The sequence below is a fragment of the uncultured Winogradskyella sp. genome (genome assembly GCF_947495255.1).
Lineage (GTDB): Bacteria > Bacteroidota > Bacteroidia > Flavobacteriales > Flavobacteriaceae > Winogradskyella.
The window spans coordinates 47,157-62,125 of sequence record NZ_CANLYI010000012.1 but is presented as its reverse complement, the minus strand read 5'-3'; the positions used below and the strand labels follow the sequence as shown (position 1 = coordinate 62,125).

11 protein-coding genes are annotated in these 14,969 nt (G+C 30.7%); 7 read left to right on the top strand and 4 right to left on the bottom strand.

Annotation, left to right across the window (positions count from 1 at the left end):
• Positions 1 to 7: 7 nt before the first annotated feature.
• Complete coding sequence (locus Q0807_RS17610) at positions 8 to 1,156, bottom strand: glycosyltransferase (protein ID WP_299112317.1); 1,149 nt, start codon at positions 1,154 to 1,156, stop codon at positions 8 to 10.
• Positions 1,157 to 1,239: 83 nt separating this feature from the next.
• Between Q0807_RS17610 and Q0807_RS17605 the strand changes: the two genes are divergently transcribed.
• Both Q0807_RS17605 and Q0807_RS17600 read left to right on the top strand, forming a co-directional pair.
• Positions 1,240 to 2,328 (top strand): glycosyltransferase, encoded by a 1,089-nt coding sequence (locus Q0807_RS17605; RefSeq protein ID WP_299112314.1) that lies wholly within the window; start codon positions 1,240 to 1,242, stop codon positions 2,326 to 2,328.
• On the top strand, positions 2,307 to 2,741 hold the full coding sequence (locus Q0807_RS17600; RefSeq protein ID WP_299112311.1) for an FdtA/QdtA family cupin domain-containing protein: 435 nt from the start codon (positions 2,307 to 2,309) through the stop codon (positions 2,739 to 2,741). Before Q0807_RS17605 ends, Q0807_RS17600 begins: the two co-directional genes overlap by 22 nt.
• On the opposite strand, the gene Q0807_RS17595 is transcribed toward Q0807_RS17600, so the two are convergent.
• Both Q0807_RS17595 and Q0807_RS17590 read right to left on the bottom strand, forming a co-directional pair.
• A complete protein-coding gene (locus Q0807_RS17595; RefSeq protein ID WP_299112309.1) occupies positions 2,727 to 3,671 on the bottom strand; it encodes a glycosyltransferase family A protein in 945 nt (314 codons plus the stop codon). The two genes, Q0807_RS17600 and Q0807_RS17595, sit on opposite strands and share 15 nt — an antisense overlap.
• The gene (locus tag Q0807_RS17590; RefSeq protein WP_299112305.1) at positions 3,664 to 4,956 is read right to left on the bottom strand and encodes a hypothetical protein; all 1,293 of its coding nucleotides are present in this window, start codon (positions 4,954 to 4,956) and stop codon (positions 3,664 to 3,666) included. Before Q0807_RS17590 ends, Q0807_RS17595 begins: the two co-directional genes overlap by 8 nt.
• Before the next feature lie 118 nt (positions 4,957 to 5,074).
• Here Q0807_RS17590 and Q0807_RS17585 point away from each other — a divergent pair, with 118 nt between their 5' ends.
• Positions 5,075 to 5,911: a 2OG-Fe(II) oxygenase gene (locus Q0807_RS17585; RefSeq protein WP_299112302.1), complete on the top strand. Its 837-nt coding sequence runs from the start codon at positions 5,075 to 5,077 to the stop codon at positions 5,909 to 5,911.
• Here Q0807_RS17585 and Q0807_RS17580 read toward each other — a convergent pair.
• Positions 5,908 to 6,591, bottom strand: a complete 684-nt coding sequence (locus Q0807_RS17580; protein WP_299112299.1) for a cell division ATP-binding protein FtsE — start codon at positions 6,589 to 6,591, stop codon at positions 5,908 to 5,910. The two genes, Q0807_RS17585 and Q0807_RS17580, sit on opposite strands and share 4 nt — an antisense overlap.
• A 64-nt stretch (positions 6,592 to 6,655) precedes the next feature.
• On the opposite strand from Q0807_RS17580, the gene Q0807_RS17575 reads away from it, so the two are divergent.
• The 4 genes from Q0807_RS17575 (at position 6,656) to Q0807_RS17560 (ending at position 14,958) form a co-directional block, all read left to right on the top strand.
• Positions 6,656 to 8,287 (top strand): hypothetical protein, encoded by a 1,632-nt coding sequence (locus tag Q0807_RS17575; RefSeq protein ID WP_299112297.1) that lies wholly within the window; start codon positions 6,656 to 6,658, stop codon positions 8,285 to 8,287.
• Positions 8,288 to 8,425: 138 nt separating this feature from the next.
• The gene (locus Q0807_RS17570; RefSeq protein WP_299112294.1) at positions 8,426 to 11,446 is read left to right on the top strand and encodes a tetratricopeptide repeat protein; all 3,021 of its coding nucleotides are present in this window, start codon (positions 8,426 to 8,428) and stop codon (positions 11,444 to 11,446) included.
• A gap of 61 nt (positions 11,447 to 11,507) precedes the next feature.
• Complete coding sequence (locus Q0807_RS17565; protein ID WP_299112292.1) at positions 11,508 to 13,229, top strand: TonB-dependent receptor; 1,722 nt, start codon at positions 11,508 to 11,510, stop codon at positions 13,227 to 13,229.
• 112 nt (positions 13,230 to 13,341) lie between these two features.
• Entirely contained in the window at positions 13,342 to 14,958 is a 1,617-nt protein-coding gene (locus Q0807_RS17560) for an amidohydrolase (protein ID WP_299112290.1), read from the top strand.
• The last annotated feature ends 11 nt before the right edge of the window (positions 14,959 to 14,969 follow it).

Sequence of the window (14,969 nt, the reverse complement as noted above, 5' to 3'; positions counted from 1 at the left end):
TAATTGGTTAATTATCTAATTGCTCTTGCCATTTGTTTAGATAATTTTGGGCACATTTAATATGGTCGTGTTCTGTTTCAACAAATTGCCTAGCTTTAATAGAAATTTCAATTATTTTTTCAGGATTAAGAATTAACCATTCTAATTTTTTTGCAATCTCTTCTGCATTAGGTAAGGCATTTATAGCAATAGTATCCTCTTCAAGATTATAATATTCTAACCATTCCTTTTCAGCACCTGTAAAAACTACTTTTCCTTTAGCCATAGCTTCTAATGCATTATAACCTTGGTCGTATGCATAAACTTGGTCTAATAGTATATGTGCTTTGTCAAAACTTTTTATGTAGTCTTTGTATGGTAAATCTTTGGTAATTAAGATATCGACTTTATTTGGGAATTTTTGCGCAATAATGCTTAAAGCAGCTTCAAAAATATCATTGCCTTTTTTGAAATAATTGTAGGTGTTTATACCATGAAAGATGATAATTTTATCTTTAATTATAGGTGATTTGTATTCTAGTAAAGAAATGTCTATTGCATGTGGAATCAAGCCTAAATATTTAGGGTGTCCAATCAGTGGTATGTGGTAATCTAGGTCATTAGCTATAACACCCTTTATTGTTTTAAAAATTTTATAGTGTAATTCTTTATGTTTAGGAGTTAAATAACTTAATGGAGAAGAATAATCTTTTTTTGACCCTTTTCCTTCAAAGTAAGGTGTTAAAATGGAATATCTAAACTTTTTATTGAATGAATGTGAAACACAAATGAAATCTGTACCACAGGATAATAGAAAAGGACTTCGGTTCCAATCAACTAATAATTCAAATAACTTTTTCTGACTATTTCTGTCACAGCCAAAAGGTGCTTCATTAATAAATTGAATAACATCAAAATTAGAAAGTTCTTGCTTTTTAGATTTAATTTGGTGAATTAAATGCAAGCTAAGAATATCAAGGTTAAATAGTTTTACAAATAGTACGCGAATTTTCTTTAATAGGCCAGTTTCAAAATAATTTTTTATTTCTACGTCTACTTTTACTTTTTTAAAGCCGTCAGTAAGGCCAACAACTTTTGCTGTATGACCAAGTTTTTCTAATCCTAATTTTACATTTCTATGAGCTCTGTTGTATTCACCAACGAGTAATATTTTCATATTATTTATAGATTAAGCTTAGACGTAGTTTCATGTAAATGTCTAATATATATGCTTACATTTGTTTTCAAATATAGTATTTAATGCTCAATCCGGTTAGTAAAAAAATATGTATCGTAGTTAAATCTTTGGGAGGAGGAGGAGCTGAAAGATCGGCAGGGCTTTTGTCCATAATGTTGTCGGATTTAGGGCATGAGGTGCATGTTGTAACGGTATTAAATGATATTAAATATCCTTATGCAGGGACTTTATTAAATTTAGGAACAATAAAAGATCAGAATTCTAAATTATCAGCAGGACTAAAGCGATTTAGGACGTTGTTTAAATATATTAGATCTAACGATTTTGATTATCTCATAGATAATAGAACAAGGGTTAACAGAATGAAAGAATTTCTGGTTTCAAAAATACTTTATAAGCCTAATAAAACAATATATTGTATGCGTAGCTTTAATTTATATAATTATATGCCTACAAATGCTTTTATGGCTAGAATGTGGTACGGAAATGCTAATAAAGTTGTTGGTGTTTCAGAGGCTATATCTGAAAAACTTCAGAATAAGTATCATTTTAATAATGTAATAACCATTCAAAACCCAATTGATATAAGTTTTGAGAAATCTTTAAGCGATACAATAATCGAAGGCGATTATATTCTATTTTTTGGTAGATTAATAGATGCTGTAAAAAACGTATCACTATTAATTGAAGCCTATGAAAAATCTAATTTACATCAAGAGAATGTTAAATTAGTAATTATGGGAGATGGTAAAGATAAGGTAGACTTTGAAAAGAAGGTTGCGATGAAGTCTTGTGCTGATTCTATCCAGTTTTTAGATTTTAATCCTAATCCAAGTAACTTAATTACTAATGCAAAATATACAGTGTTAACGAGTCATTATGAAGGATTTCCTAGGATGATTTTAGAGTCATTGTCTCTTGGAACTCCAATTATTTCTGTAAATTGTATGTCAGGTCCAAGTGAGATTATACAAAATGGTAAAAACGGTTTGTTAGTTGATAATTATAACGTTGTGGCTTTGACTGAAGCCATGAATACTTTATACTTTGATGAAGAATTGTATCAGAGGTGTAAAGAAAATTCCAAAAGTAGCGTTGTAAAATTCAGTCAAAATAATATTGCTAAGCAATGGCAAAATATTTTAAACTAGATGATAATATGAATTCTAAAAAAGAAGCTTATATAATTGACATTCCCAAAGTACATGATGAAAGAGGAAGTTTAGGTGTTGTTGAAAAAGAAGTAATTCCATTTGGAATTAAGCGTATTTATTATCTGTATGACGTGCCTAGTGATAGTTTTAGAGGCGGGCATGCACACAAAGAGCAGCAGTCTGTAATTATTGCACTCAGTGGTAGTTTTGAAATTGTATTAGATAATGGATTAATAAAAAAAAGAATTCTACTTAATAAGCCCAACCAAGGTTTATATGTTCCGATAGAAATGTGGAGAGAGATTGAGAATTTCTCTTCTGGTTCAGTTTGTTTAGTTTTAGCTTCTACAGAATTTGATGAAAGTGAATATATTAGAGATTATGATGATTTTTTATCATTTGTAAGATGATATATATATACCGTTTTTTATAAAAATAAAATAAAGTTTTTTCATAAATATCACAATCTTCTTTGGCATTTTAAGAATGATTCTTTGTTTAATATTCAAATGCTTTTTATCGATTTGAGGTAATAGTTTCTTAAATGTAACTTTATTTGATGCAAGTTTACATTGAATTGCTAATGAGTAACGATTAAGTATTAAATAATGTCGTAATGATGGATTTGTTTTTTCGTCAGCTGAAAAGCTACTAAAGAGTTTTTCTTTGCTAATTTGATGATTTGTTTTCGATAAACTATTTGGTACAGTTTTATCGTAATAACAAGTTATTGTCGGATTAAAAACAATTGTTTTGTGTAGGCCATACCTTATAAATAAATCTAAGTCTTGTCCAGACAATATTTTTGGGTTAAATCCCCCTAAATCAAAAAAATCTTCTTTATTAAAGGTTATTGCAGATGTCCAAGCAATTGGGTGTATTGTACTTGCTTTAAAATAATCTTCAATAATATGCGGTTCTGTTTTTTGAGGTGTATTGTAAATAGCATCAATTAAATTTGAATTCAATAATTTTAACTGATATGCATTAGAAAATAAACTGCAATCTGGAAATTTTAATATTGACTTTCTATGCTCTTCTAAATGATTAGGATACCAATAATCATCTGCATCTATTAGCGCGATAAATTTTGCTTTAGCTTTTTTAATACCAATATTCCTTGTTTCTGCGGCGCCACAATTTTTTTGGGAATGAATATGAAGTCTTTTGTCTTCTATTTTTTTAACTATTTTTAAGCTATTATCTGTAGACCCATCGTCAATTATAATAACCTCAAAGTCTTTAAAATTTTGATTTAATACGCTGTTTAATGTTTGCTCAATGTGCTGTTCTTTATTATACAACGGAATTATAACAGAAAAAAAAGGAATCTTATTCATTTGCTAGTAAATGATTGGCTATTGCTTTTGATGATTGTAGTGTTTTATCAGTTATTGATCCTTTTAATAAAACAGAGTTATACAATTCATTTTCAAATGTATCAATTTTTGTTTTGTTGGGAATATTATCTAATGCCTTTTCTAGTAGAGTAGGGAGTTCTTTTTTATTTTTAAGTTTAAGACAAATGTCTTGATTGTCATAAAATGCATTGCCTAAAACAACAACCGTATTGTAGTTTAGAATAGCTTCAATACCAACAGTGGAGTTATTCACTATAATTATTTTTGAAGATTCTAAAGCAGAATTTAAAGGTGTTGAGTTATCAATTAAAATATTGTTTTTATTTATAAACTCATACAATGGTGCTTCATACTTATTTACATAAAGCGGATGCTCTCTAACCACTAATTTTAAACTTTTAGGTAAGTTGGAGTAGACACTTTCTATAATTTCGGTATGGGATTTATAATTAGGACTATGATAAATCATATTAACATCTAGCGGAACTTGTAAAATTAATAATGCTCTTTGTTCTTTTTTAATGTGCTCAAGTTTTGAGTAAGAACGCTTGCTTCTATAACTATTTAAATCACTATATTTTAAATCTGGAGGGTATACAAATGAGTTTTCAAACAAAGACATTAATACAATATCTAAACCTCTATAAATGGGTGACCTATTATATTTTTTAGTATTACTATCGATTTCAGAGGTTACTTCTTTTATAGAATTATTTAATGAACTTCTTTTTGATCTTATACTGATATTTGCATTAACACCTTCATCATCAAAAAATGTGGTGTTAAAAGGACCTTGTTCTATATAGTACACTTTTATTTTTTTGCTTTTTGCTAAAGCAATTGCAATTTCTATGCACAATCTAGAGTCGCCAATGCTGATTAAATAATCTGGTTGTTCTTTTGTGAAAATAGCGTCAAAAACATCTATATATGCTAAGGTTTGTAACTGTAAAGATTTTGTAGAAGTCTTACTGCTTAATGCTGTATGAAAAACATAATACTCATTAAATTTTATGTTTTTATAAGTGTTCTGAGAGTTTATAATTTCTGAATAAAGCTTCCTTTTACGTTGTGCTAATATCCATGCTTTTACCGAAATCCAGCTACTATGTTTTAGTCGGATAAGTGTATAAAGAAAACCACTTAAATAGAGGCTGAAAACTTTTAGGCTAATATTTGTTTTACTTTTAGCTTTAAGTTCTCGCTCAATATCGAGATAAAATCTAGAAAATTTATCTAATGTACTAAGGCATATGACTTTCATGTAATACTAAACCTCTAAAATTTTAATTAGAGTACAATGTAATTAAATTATAAATGAAGCTCAAAGACTTTAGCATTAAACGAAATTAATTTATCTTGCTGTAACGTTAAATCAGTATATGTTGAATATTACTTCCGAGGAAATTATCAATCAAATTTGTGATAAAATAGAAGCTCAAAAAGCAGATATTTTATCGACCTATAATGCATCAAAATCTAATATTGGCTATTTTTATATTGATGATTTATTGTCAGTAGAAATAGTTAAAGCATGCTTTGAAGTTTTTCCAAATAAAGAAGATATGCGATGTTTAAATACAATTAGAGAATATAAGTATGTCTCTGCTCAAATGGATAGGCATAATCCGTTACTCGAAAAAGTAATTTATGCATTTCAAGACGAACGTGTTGTGACATTGATTGGTGATATATGTAAGATTGAAACATTGTATGCCGATAATTCTCTTTATGCTGGTGGTTTGTCATTAATGGCGAATCAAAATTTCTTGAATCCTCATTTAGATAATTCACATGATGCTGAACGAGAGCGTTGGAGAGTCCTTAACCTATTATATTACGTAACACCTAATTGGGAACTTAAAAATGGTGGACACCTAGAGCTATGGCCAAATGGACCTAAAAACAACCCTATCGTTGTAGAAAGTAAATTTAACCGTTTGGTGGTTATGGCTACACATGATACGTCTTGGCATTCTGTAAATAAAGTGAATTCAGAGGAGGCTTCAAGATGCTGTATTTCAAACTACTATTTTAGTCCAGATTCATTAAAGGAAACCGATAAATTTCATGTTACAAAATATAGAGGTCGACCAGAGGAAACCTTTAAAAATATAATTTTAGATGCAGATGCTAAACTTAGAATGTTAGTGCGTAAAGTATTTAAAAAAGGCGTGAGGAAAAATCCCCACATTTATAAAAAGGAACAAGAGTCTTAACTCTTTCGTTGTACCACCTCAAAAACCTTATTCTCGTCACATTTTAAAGTTTTACTCGGATATTTTAAAAGCAAAGCATAATCGTGGGTTGCCATTAAAATAGTATTGCCATTTTTATTAATGTCTTGTAATACTTCCATGACTTCAATACTTGTCTGTGGATCTAAATTTCCTGTTGGCTCATCTGCTAAGATAAGTTCTGGGTCATTTAGTAAAGCTCTTGCAATTGCAATGCGTTGTTGTTCTCCGCCAGAAAGTTCATGAGGATACTTAAAGCCTTTAGTTTTCATAGCAACTTTATCTAAAACAGCATCAATTTGGTCTTTAATTCTGTCTTTTTCTTTCCAGCCAGTTGCTTTTAAAACAAATTCTAAGTTGCCAATAATTGTTCGGTCTGGTAATAATTTAAAATCCTGAAAAACAATACCCAACTTACGTCGTAAAAACGGAATGTCTTTCTCCTTCATGGTTTTTAGATTAAAATCGACCACAGAGCCTTCGCCTTCTGTTAATTGTAAATCACCATAAAGTGTTTTCATAAACGTACTTTTACCACTTCCTGTTTTGCCTATGAGGTAAACAAAATCGCCTTTTTGCATTTCAAAATTTACATTAGAAAGCACCATACTATCACCTTGATATATTGTGGCATCTTTTAGCTCTAAAACCGTTTCAGACATATTATTGATATAAATATTTGGTAAGTGTAAATGTATTGCTTAAAATCTCAAATCCCAAATTGAAATGATATATTGGTATAGTAATTGGAATCCTTCATCCATGAAAAATCTATTCAGTTTATTAATCGTATTTATTTCGGCATTTTGTTTTGCTCAAAATGAGTTTCATGTCTTTCCAATAGATGGCAATTCTACTAAAGGAACTGCTGAAGGCAACGGAAGCATAAATAACCCATGGGATTTACAAACTGCCTTGTCACAATCTACAGAACGTATAAATGGTGGTGATATTATTTGGCTTCACCAAGGCGTTTATACAGGAAGTTATAAGAGTTCCATTCATTCTACAATTAAGAATAAGAAAATTATAGTGTCTTCATATTTAAATGAGAAGGTAATTTTAAATGGAAACATTGGTAAAAAAGCACATTCGGTTTTAGAAGTGAATGGTGGAAACGTGATTTTTAAGAATTTTGAAATCACATATTTAGGTGAATTTTCACGTTCAAAATCTGATAAAAATTTCAATGTTGCAACCGGAATCAGTCATCTCAAGGGTGAAGATTGTGAATTCAGGAATTTAGTAATTCACAATATTCCTGGTTCTGGTATTGGCTCCTGGAAAGCAACAGGAGGAACCATTATACAAGATTGTGTAATTTATAATAATGGTTACAATGACTCGAGAGGTCATGGTGTTGGTATTTATATTCAGAATCAAAGTGATAAAACACGTCTGATTAACAATAACCTTATTTTTAATAATTATTACAAAGGCATTGAGGTTTGGTCAGCATCTTCAGGCTCTAAATTTGAGTTTGTTAAAAATATAGCCCTTACTAATAATACTATTTTTAACAACGGTTCACCTTCAGCAAAATATGTAGATAACCTTATTATCGCATCAAAAGATGCAGAAGGTATCAACGTTGCAAAGCATATTAAAGTTTTAGATAATGTATTATATCATAATGTAGATTTTAATGACTCTAAAAATTATGGTCATGGAGCATCGTTAACGTTAGGCTATAGTGCAAATTCGCCAATTGAAGATGTTTTAGTAGAAAACAATCTCATTTTCGGTAAAAATAATGCGTTAAATATCTCCCAGGTTAAGTCGCTTGTATTTAAGAATAATATGGTTTATGCTGGTTACGTTCATTACAATCCAAGTGTTATTTCTGGTTTAGAATCTCGTGGAATAAACATGAATAACAATAGCTATTACACAAGAAAATTTAATGGATTCAGAATTAATAAAAAACGAGATTACAAGCTTAAAGATTGGCAAGAAACTTATAATGTTGAAACTAAAAGTGAATTAAAACAATTAAAGGATTTTAAAGAACAACCGATTATTAAGCTTCAAAAGCTTCAAGATAATTCAAGTCATTTTAATGTTTCAATTTTAAGTAAAGGAACCAATAAAGTTGAAATAGATTTTAAAGAATTTAAACTTGAAGAAAACACAACCTACAAAATCTATGATATCGAAAATAGAACCGTTGTAGCAAAATCTGGCAAACTTACAGATAATTTTAAAGTTGAATTTCCATTAGAATTAACAACATATCAAAGGCCTTTACACAATACTAAAGCAACAAAATCTTCTAATAATTTTGGCGTTTTTAGAATAGAATTTGAAACGCCAGAAAAGAAAAAGTTCTTTAAACGAATTTTTAGTTGGCTGTTTTAAACACTAAAGACACAAACTATCAACAATCAACCAAATATTAATAACTCCGTTTATAATTATAACCAAATTCTGTCGTTATAGATTTGGTATATAATTATATTTGAACTTAAATTAAATCATCAATTAAATAGATAACTAATGATGTTACTTAAAAGACAGTTAATCATCGTTTTTCTAGTTTTTACTTCTCTAGGAATGGCACAGAAATCTGCCGTTTATACTAGCGATTTACAAGACTATCAAAAAGCATTAACTTTATATAACAACAAGCAATACAAGGCTGCTCAGTCTTTGTTCGACGATGTTAAAGACGATACAAACGATATTACCATACAATCTGATTGTGCGTATTACATTGCCAATTGTGCAGTGCGTTTAAATCAGAAAAATGCAGACGATTTAATTACCAATTTTGTTGATGAATATCCAACAAGCACTAAAAGAAATACAGCTTTTTTAGATGTTGCAGACTATTATTTTAACAACGGAAAATATGCGTATGCGCGTAAATGGTACGAGCGCGTAGATGAAAGAAGCATGGCACGTGCAGAAAAGGAACGTTTCAACTTTAATTATGGCTATTCCTTGTATTCTACTAAAGACGAGAAGGAAGCAACCAAATACTTAAACAGAGTTGTAAATTCTGAAGAATATGGTTCGCAAGCTAAATATTATATTGGGTTTTTAGCATATCAAGGTGATGATTACGATACAGCTAACGAGTATTTTGACCAAGTCAGTGACAATGAAAAATACAAAGAGAAATTATCTTACTACCAAGCCGACTTAAATTTTAAATTAGGAAAGTTTGATAAAGCCATAGAATTAGCGAATGAGCAATTACCAAAAAGTAATGCAGCTGAAAAGTCTGAATTATCAAAAATTATTGGTGAGAGTTTTTTTAATCTTGGGCAATATGAAGCTGCTATACCTTATCTAAAAGACTACAAAGGCAAGGATAGAAAATGGAGTAATACAGATTATTACCAATTAGGTTATGCCTATTACAAGCAGAATGATTTTGAAAGTGCTATTTCAGAATTCAATAAAATTATTGGAGGCGATAATTCCGTAGCACAGAATGCGTATTACCATTTAGGAGAAAGCTATATCAATTTAGATAAAAAGCAAGAAGCATTAAATGCTTTTAGAAATGCGTCTCAAATGGATTATGATTTAAAAATTCAGGAAGATGCTTGGCTAAATTACGCTAAGATTAGTTATGAAATTGGAAATCCATACCAATCCATTCCGCAAGTTTTAACAGGTTACTTAAATCAATATCCTGAATCTGGATTTAAAGATGAAGTCGAAACGCTTTTAATCGATTCTTACATCACATCTAAAAACTACAAGGAAGCCTTAGAACTTTTAAAAGGTAAAAATAGTTTTGAAAACAAAGCAGCTTATCAAAAAGTAGCATTTTTTAGAGCCGTAGAATTATATAATGAAAATAAGTACAATGAAGCATTAGCTTTATTTAAGAGTTCATTAAAAGAACCAAGAGATCCAGTTTTTGTGGCGAAAGCAACCTTTTGGAAAGCTGAAACAGAATACAATTTAACCAATTATAATGATGCGCTTATTGGTTTTAAACAATTTGCAGGTTTAAGTGAAGCTTCTAGTTTAGTAGAATATGAAAACCTTAATTACAATTTAGCTTACACGTATTTTAAGTTGAAGGATTATACAAACGCATCTAGTTATTTTGAAAAATTCATCAAAACCAAGTCAAGCGATCAATTGCGTCAAAATGATGCTTATTTAAGATTAGCAGATGGTTATTTTGTTTCTAGTAATTATAACGATGCTATTTCAGCTTATAAAAAAGCGATTAAGATTAATAAGATTGAAACTGATTATGCCGCATTTCAAATTGCTATGAGCGAAGGATATTTAGGAAAAGGGTCTTCTAAAATTTCAGAATTAAAATCATTTATTAGTGATTATCCTAAATCTGCTTTGCGAGATGATGCCATGTACGAGTTAGCAAATTCTTATGTTAAAGCAAACGACACCGATAAAGCGATGCAAACGTATGATCGCCTAAATTCTGAATACAGCAGAAGCGCATTTACATCTAAAGCTTTATTAAGACAAGGTTTGGTGTATTACAATGGCAATGACAATGAACGCGCACTAAGTAAATTCAAAAAAGTAGCGACAGATTTTCCAGGTTCTGGTGAAGCAGTTCAGGCAGTTTCAACAGTGCGTTTAATTTATATCGATTTAGGTCGCGTAGATGAATATGCTACTTGGGTTAGGACTTTAGATTATGTTGAGGTTACTGATGTAGATTTAGATAACACCACTTATTTAGCAGCAGAAAAGCCGTATTTAGATAATGATACGGATAAAGCTATTCGTCAATTTAATAAATATTTAAATGAGTTTCCAAACGGTATTCACAGTTTAAAAGCCCATTTCTATGTAGCACAATTATATTATAAGAAGGACTTATTAGAAAACGCACAACCTCATTATAAAGCGGTTGTTGAGGCTCCAAAATCTGAATATACAGAACAGGCAACTGTTAAACTTTGTGAAATCTATTTAAGTAATTCTAATTGGGAGAAAGCCATACCAGTTTTAAAAGGTTTAGAGCTTGAAGCAGATTATCCTCAGAATGTAATCTACGCGCAATCTAATTTAATGAATGCGTACTACCAAACAGAAGATTTTGCAAAAGCAGAAAGTTATGCAGAGAAAGTATTGAGTAATGCTAATTTAGATAACAAAGTAAAAAGCGATGCTAAATTAACCATTGCACGTTCTGCCATTAAAATAGGAAACGAATCTAAAGCCAAAACGGCTTATGCTGAGGTTGAAAAATTAGCAACAGGAAGCGTAGCTGCAGAAGCTTTATTCTATAATGGATATTTTAAAAGCAAAGCAGGTGATTATGAAGCTTCAAACACTGTGATTCAAAAATTAGCTAAAGATTACGGAAGCTATAAATTGTTTAGTGCCAAAGGTTTGGTGGTTATGGCTAAAAACTTCTATGCTTTAGGTGATGCCTTCCAAGCGACATACATATTAGAAAGTGTGATTAGCAACTTCCCAGATTTTACAGAGGTTGTAAATGAAGCGCAACAAGAATTAAACAAAATAAAATTAGAAGAAGCAAAAACGAATTCATCAATTGAAACTGAAGACTAAAACAGTCCCTTTGAAAAAAGGGGTCTCCTAGTCAAAGCAAATTCAAATCAAAACATATAAAATGAAAATCAAGTTTTTAATTTTTATACTAACCATATCAAGTAGTCTTGCTTGTTTGGTTGCTCAAGAAAAAGATACTATAGCAGATCAAACGGTTAATGTTATTAAGCCATATAAGCCAACAATTTCAGATGCCTTTAAAATTAAGGATAATCCAAAATTGAATGACTCCAACGCAGTGAAGAAAAAGGAAATAAAATATAATATTTTCTCAATTCCCGTAGCTTCTACATTTACACCAGCAAAAGGAAAAGCGGCAACTGTAGATAAAGTTAAAGCTGTTAAGTTATACGATAATTATGCATCACTAGGTATTGGGACTTATACAACTATTTTGGGTGAAGTGTATTTAAACCATGAGTTAAGTAGAGATGAGAATGTTGGTGGTTATTTTAGTCACCATTCCTCACAAGGTGGAATTGATGATTTATTATTAGACGATAATTTTTCTAAAACAAAACTGAATGCACACTACACTAAAAACCTAAGAGACTTTACATGGAAAGTAGATGGAGGTTTTGATTTACAAACTTATAATTGGTATGGTTTGCCACAAGATTATTTTGGGCAAGCAGAAGCAGATGTTATTGACCCAAAACATAATTACACAAGTTTTAATATTGGTGGAAAAATTAATTTTAATGATGCTCTTGTTAAAGATGCTAGCATTCGTTTTAGACGTTTTGGAGATGACAGAAGTTCTGGTGAAAATCGTTTTATGGCAAATACAAATTTTGAAGTTTCTATAAGAGATGCAGATATTGATGCTGAGGTGTTTTTAGACGGAATAGCAGGAAGTTTTGATACGGATTACAACGGAATAGCAGAATTAAATTATGGTAATTTTATGTTTGGTTTAGCACCTTCGTACCAATTAAATAAGGATGATTTAACACTTAATTTAGGCGTACGATTAACGTACCTTAATGATACAGAATTGAGTAAAAGTAAATTTTATATTCATCCAAATGTTGAAGCGTCTTACCGTTTAGTGGATGAACTTTTAATTGGTTATGGTGGTTTAACGGGTGAAGTGGTTCAGAATTCATATTATGATTTCGCAAATATTAATCCGTTTGTATCGCCTACACTTTCTATAGCTCCGACCAATCAACAATTTATAGCTTTTGTTGGTGTTAAAGGAAAATTAACTAATAACGTGAGTTATAATGTAAGAGGTAATTATGGCTCAGAAAAAGATAAAGCATTATATAAATCTAATGATGCCCTTGCTACACCAACAGAAGATTACCAATACGGAAATTCATTTGGTGTCGTTTACGATAATATAACAACGTTCTCTATTTCTGGTGAATTGAATGTTGATGTCAATAGAAATTTTTCTTTAGGAATTAAAGGAGAATATTTTGCTTATGATACGAAAGATCAAGCGCAAGCATGGAACTTACCAGATTTAGAAGCATCTATATTTTTAGATTATCAAATTTCAGAACAATGGTTTGCAGGAGCTAGTGGATATTTTGTTGGTGAACGTAAAGACGAAAGAATAGTAAATACTCTGTTTTCTTTACCAATTGCAACAAGAGAAAGCTTAGACAGTTACTTCGACCTTAATGCACATGTTGGTTATAAATTAAATGACCAATTATCCTTCTTTGCAAAAGCGAATAACATTTTTAACCAAGATTATGACCGTTGGTTAAATTTCCCAGTTCAAGGTATTCAGGTATTGGCTGGAGCAACTTACCAGTTTGATTTTTAAATAGAATAGGTATTGCGAACTTAATTAGGCAACCTCTTTCTTTGTTATATATAAAAGCGTTCCAAATCCGGAACGCTTTTCTTATTTTTACAATGCTTATAAACCAATCCTTATGAAGAAATTAATATCCATTCTAACATTACTTACAATCTTCGCATGTCAAAAAGACAAACAACAAGCCGATTTAATTGTTACTAATGCAAACATTTATACAGTAGATAATGACTTTAGTAAAGCTGAATCTTTTGCTGTAAAAGATGGTAAAATAATAGCTGTTGGTTCAACTTCAGAAATTAATGATAAATATAAAGCCATTGATACGCTTAACGCTAATGGTAAAACCCTTTTACCAGGTTTTATAGATGCACATTGTCATTTCTTAGGTTTAGGATTTAATCAACAAGCAGTCGATTTGGTTGGTACAAAAAGTTTTGAGGATGTTGTAAAACGCGTTTTAGACTTTCAGAATGAAAAACATAATGAATTTATATTAGGAAGAGGATGGGATCAAAATGATTGGGAAGAAAAAGAATTTCCAAATAAAACTTTATTAGATAAATTATTTCCGAATACACCTATTGCTTTAATACGTATTGATGGCCATGCCATATTAGCAAATCAAGCTGCTTTAGATTTAGGTAAAGTCACTAAAAATTCTAAAATTGATGGTGGAGAAGTCGTTGTTGAAAACGGAAAGCTTACAGGAATTTTAATCGATAATGCAGAAGAATTGGTAATGGATTATTGGCCAAAGCCTACAAAATTAGACCAAACTAAAGCCTTATTAGAAGCACAGAAAATATGTTTTGATTTGGGTTTAACAACGGTTGATGATGCAGGATTAAGTAAAGAGTCTATAGAAATTATAGAAAATCTTCAAGAATCAGGAAAATTAAAAATGCGCATATACGCGATGGTATCTTATTCCGAAGACAACTTAGATTACTTTTTAAATAAAGGTATCACAAAAACAGACCGACTTAATGTACGTTCATTTAAGTTTTATGCAGATGGCGCACTTGGTTCTAGAGGAGCTATGCTTAAAGAACCATATTCTGATAAACCAGGTCATTTAGGCTTATTGGTTACCGATTTAGAAACCTTAAAAAAATCTGCAGAACGCATTGCAAATTCAGAGTTTCAAATGAATACGCATGCCATTGGAGATTCAGCAAACAGAGCCGTTTTAGAAACATACAATAAAGTTTTAAAAGGAAAAGACGACAGACGTTGGCGAGTAGAACATGCACAAATTGTATCTGCTCAGGATTTTGATTTGTATAAAAATGTAATGCCATCTATTCAACCAACACATGCAACAAGCGATATGTATTGGGCAGAAGATAGAGTAGGAGCAGAACGTATAAAAGGTGCGTATGCCTACAAACAATTATTAGAAGCTTACGGAAAAGTAGCATTAGGTACCGATTTTCCGGTAGAGCAAGTAAGTCCGTTTTTAACGTTTTATGCAGCCGTTGCTAGACAAGATTTAGAACAATATCCAGAAGGCGGTTTTCAAATAGAAAATGCTTTAACTAGAGAACAAGCTTTAAAAGGAATGACTATTTGGGCAGCTTATTCTAATTTTGAAGAAAACGAAAAAGGAAGTATTGAAGTTGGGAAATTTGCAGATTTCATCATCTTAGATCAAGATATTATGACAGTTGAAGCTAAAGCGATTCCTAATATTAAGGTGTTGAAGACTGTTGTAGGTGGTGAGGTGCAATAAGCAAGAGATAC

What these genes read in the sequence shown, in the direction of transcription:
- Q0807_RS17565 (WP_299112292.1), top strand. Translation starts at nt 11,508, where the DNA reads ATGAAAATCAAGTTTTTAATTTTTATACTAACCATATCAAGTAGTCTT.
- Q0807_RS17585 (WP_299112302.1), top strand. Translation starts at nt 5,075, where the DNA reads ATGTTGAATATTACTTCCGAGGAAATTATCAATCAAATTTGTGATAAA.
- Q0807_RS17595 (WP_299112309.1), bottom strand. Translation starts at nt 3,671, where the DNA reads ATGAATAAGATTCCTTTTTTTTCTGTTATAATTCCGTTGTATAATAAA.
- Q0807_RS17580 (WP_299112299.1), bottom strand. Translation starts at nt 6,591, where the DNA reads ATGTCTGAAACGGTTTTAGAGCTAAAAGATGCCACAATATATCAAGGT.
- Q0807_RS17575 (WP_299112297.1), top strand. Translation starts at nt 6,656, where the DNA reads ATGATATATTGGTATAGTAATTGGAATCCTTCATCCATGAAAAATCTA.
- Q0807_RS17605 (WP_299112314.1), top strand. Translation starts at nt 1,240, where the DNA reads ATGCTCAATCCGGTTAGTAAAAAAATATGTATCGTAGTTAAATCTTTG.
- Q0807_RS17600 (WP_299112311.1), top strand. Translation starts at nt 2,307, where the DNA reads ATGGCAAAATATTTTAAACTAGATGATAATATGAATTCTAAAAAAGAA.
- Q0807_RS17610 (WP_299112317.1), bottom strand. Translation starts at nt 1,156, where the DNA reads ATGAAAATATTACTCGTTGGTGAATACAACAGAGCTCATAGAAATGTA.
- Q0807_RS17560 (WP_299112290.1), top strand. Translation starts at nt 13,342, where the DNA reads ATGAAGAAATTAATATCCATTCTAACATTACTTACAATCTTCGCATGT.
- Q0807_RS17590 (WP_299112305.1), bottom strand. Translation starts at nt 4,956, where the DNA reads ATGAAAGTCATATGCCTTAGTACATTAGATAAATTTTCTAGATTTTAT.
- Q0807_RS17570 (WP_299112294.1), top strand. Translation starts at nt 8,426, where the DNA reads ATGATGTTACTTAAAAGACAGTTAATCATCGTTTTTCTAGTTTTTACT.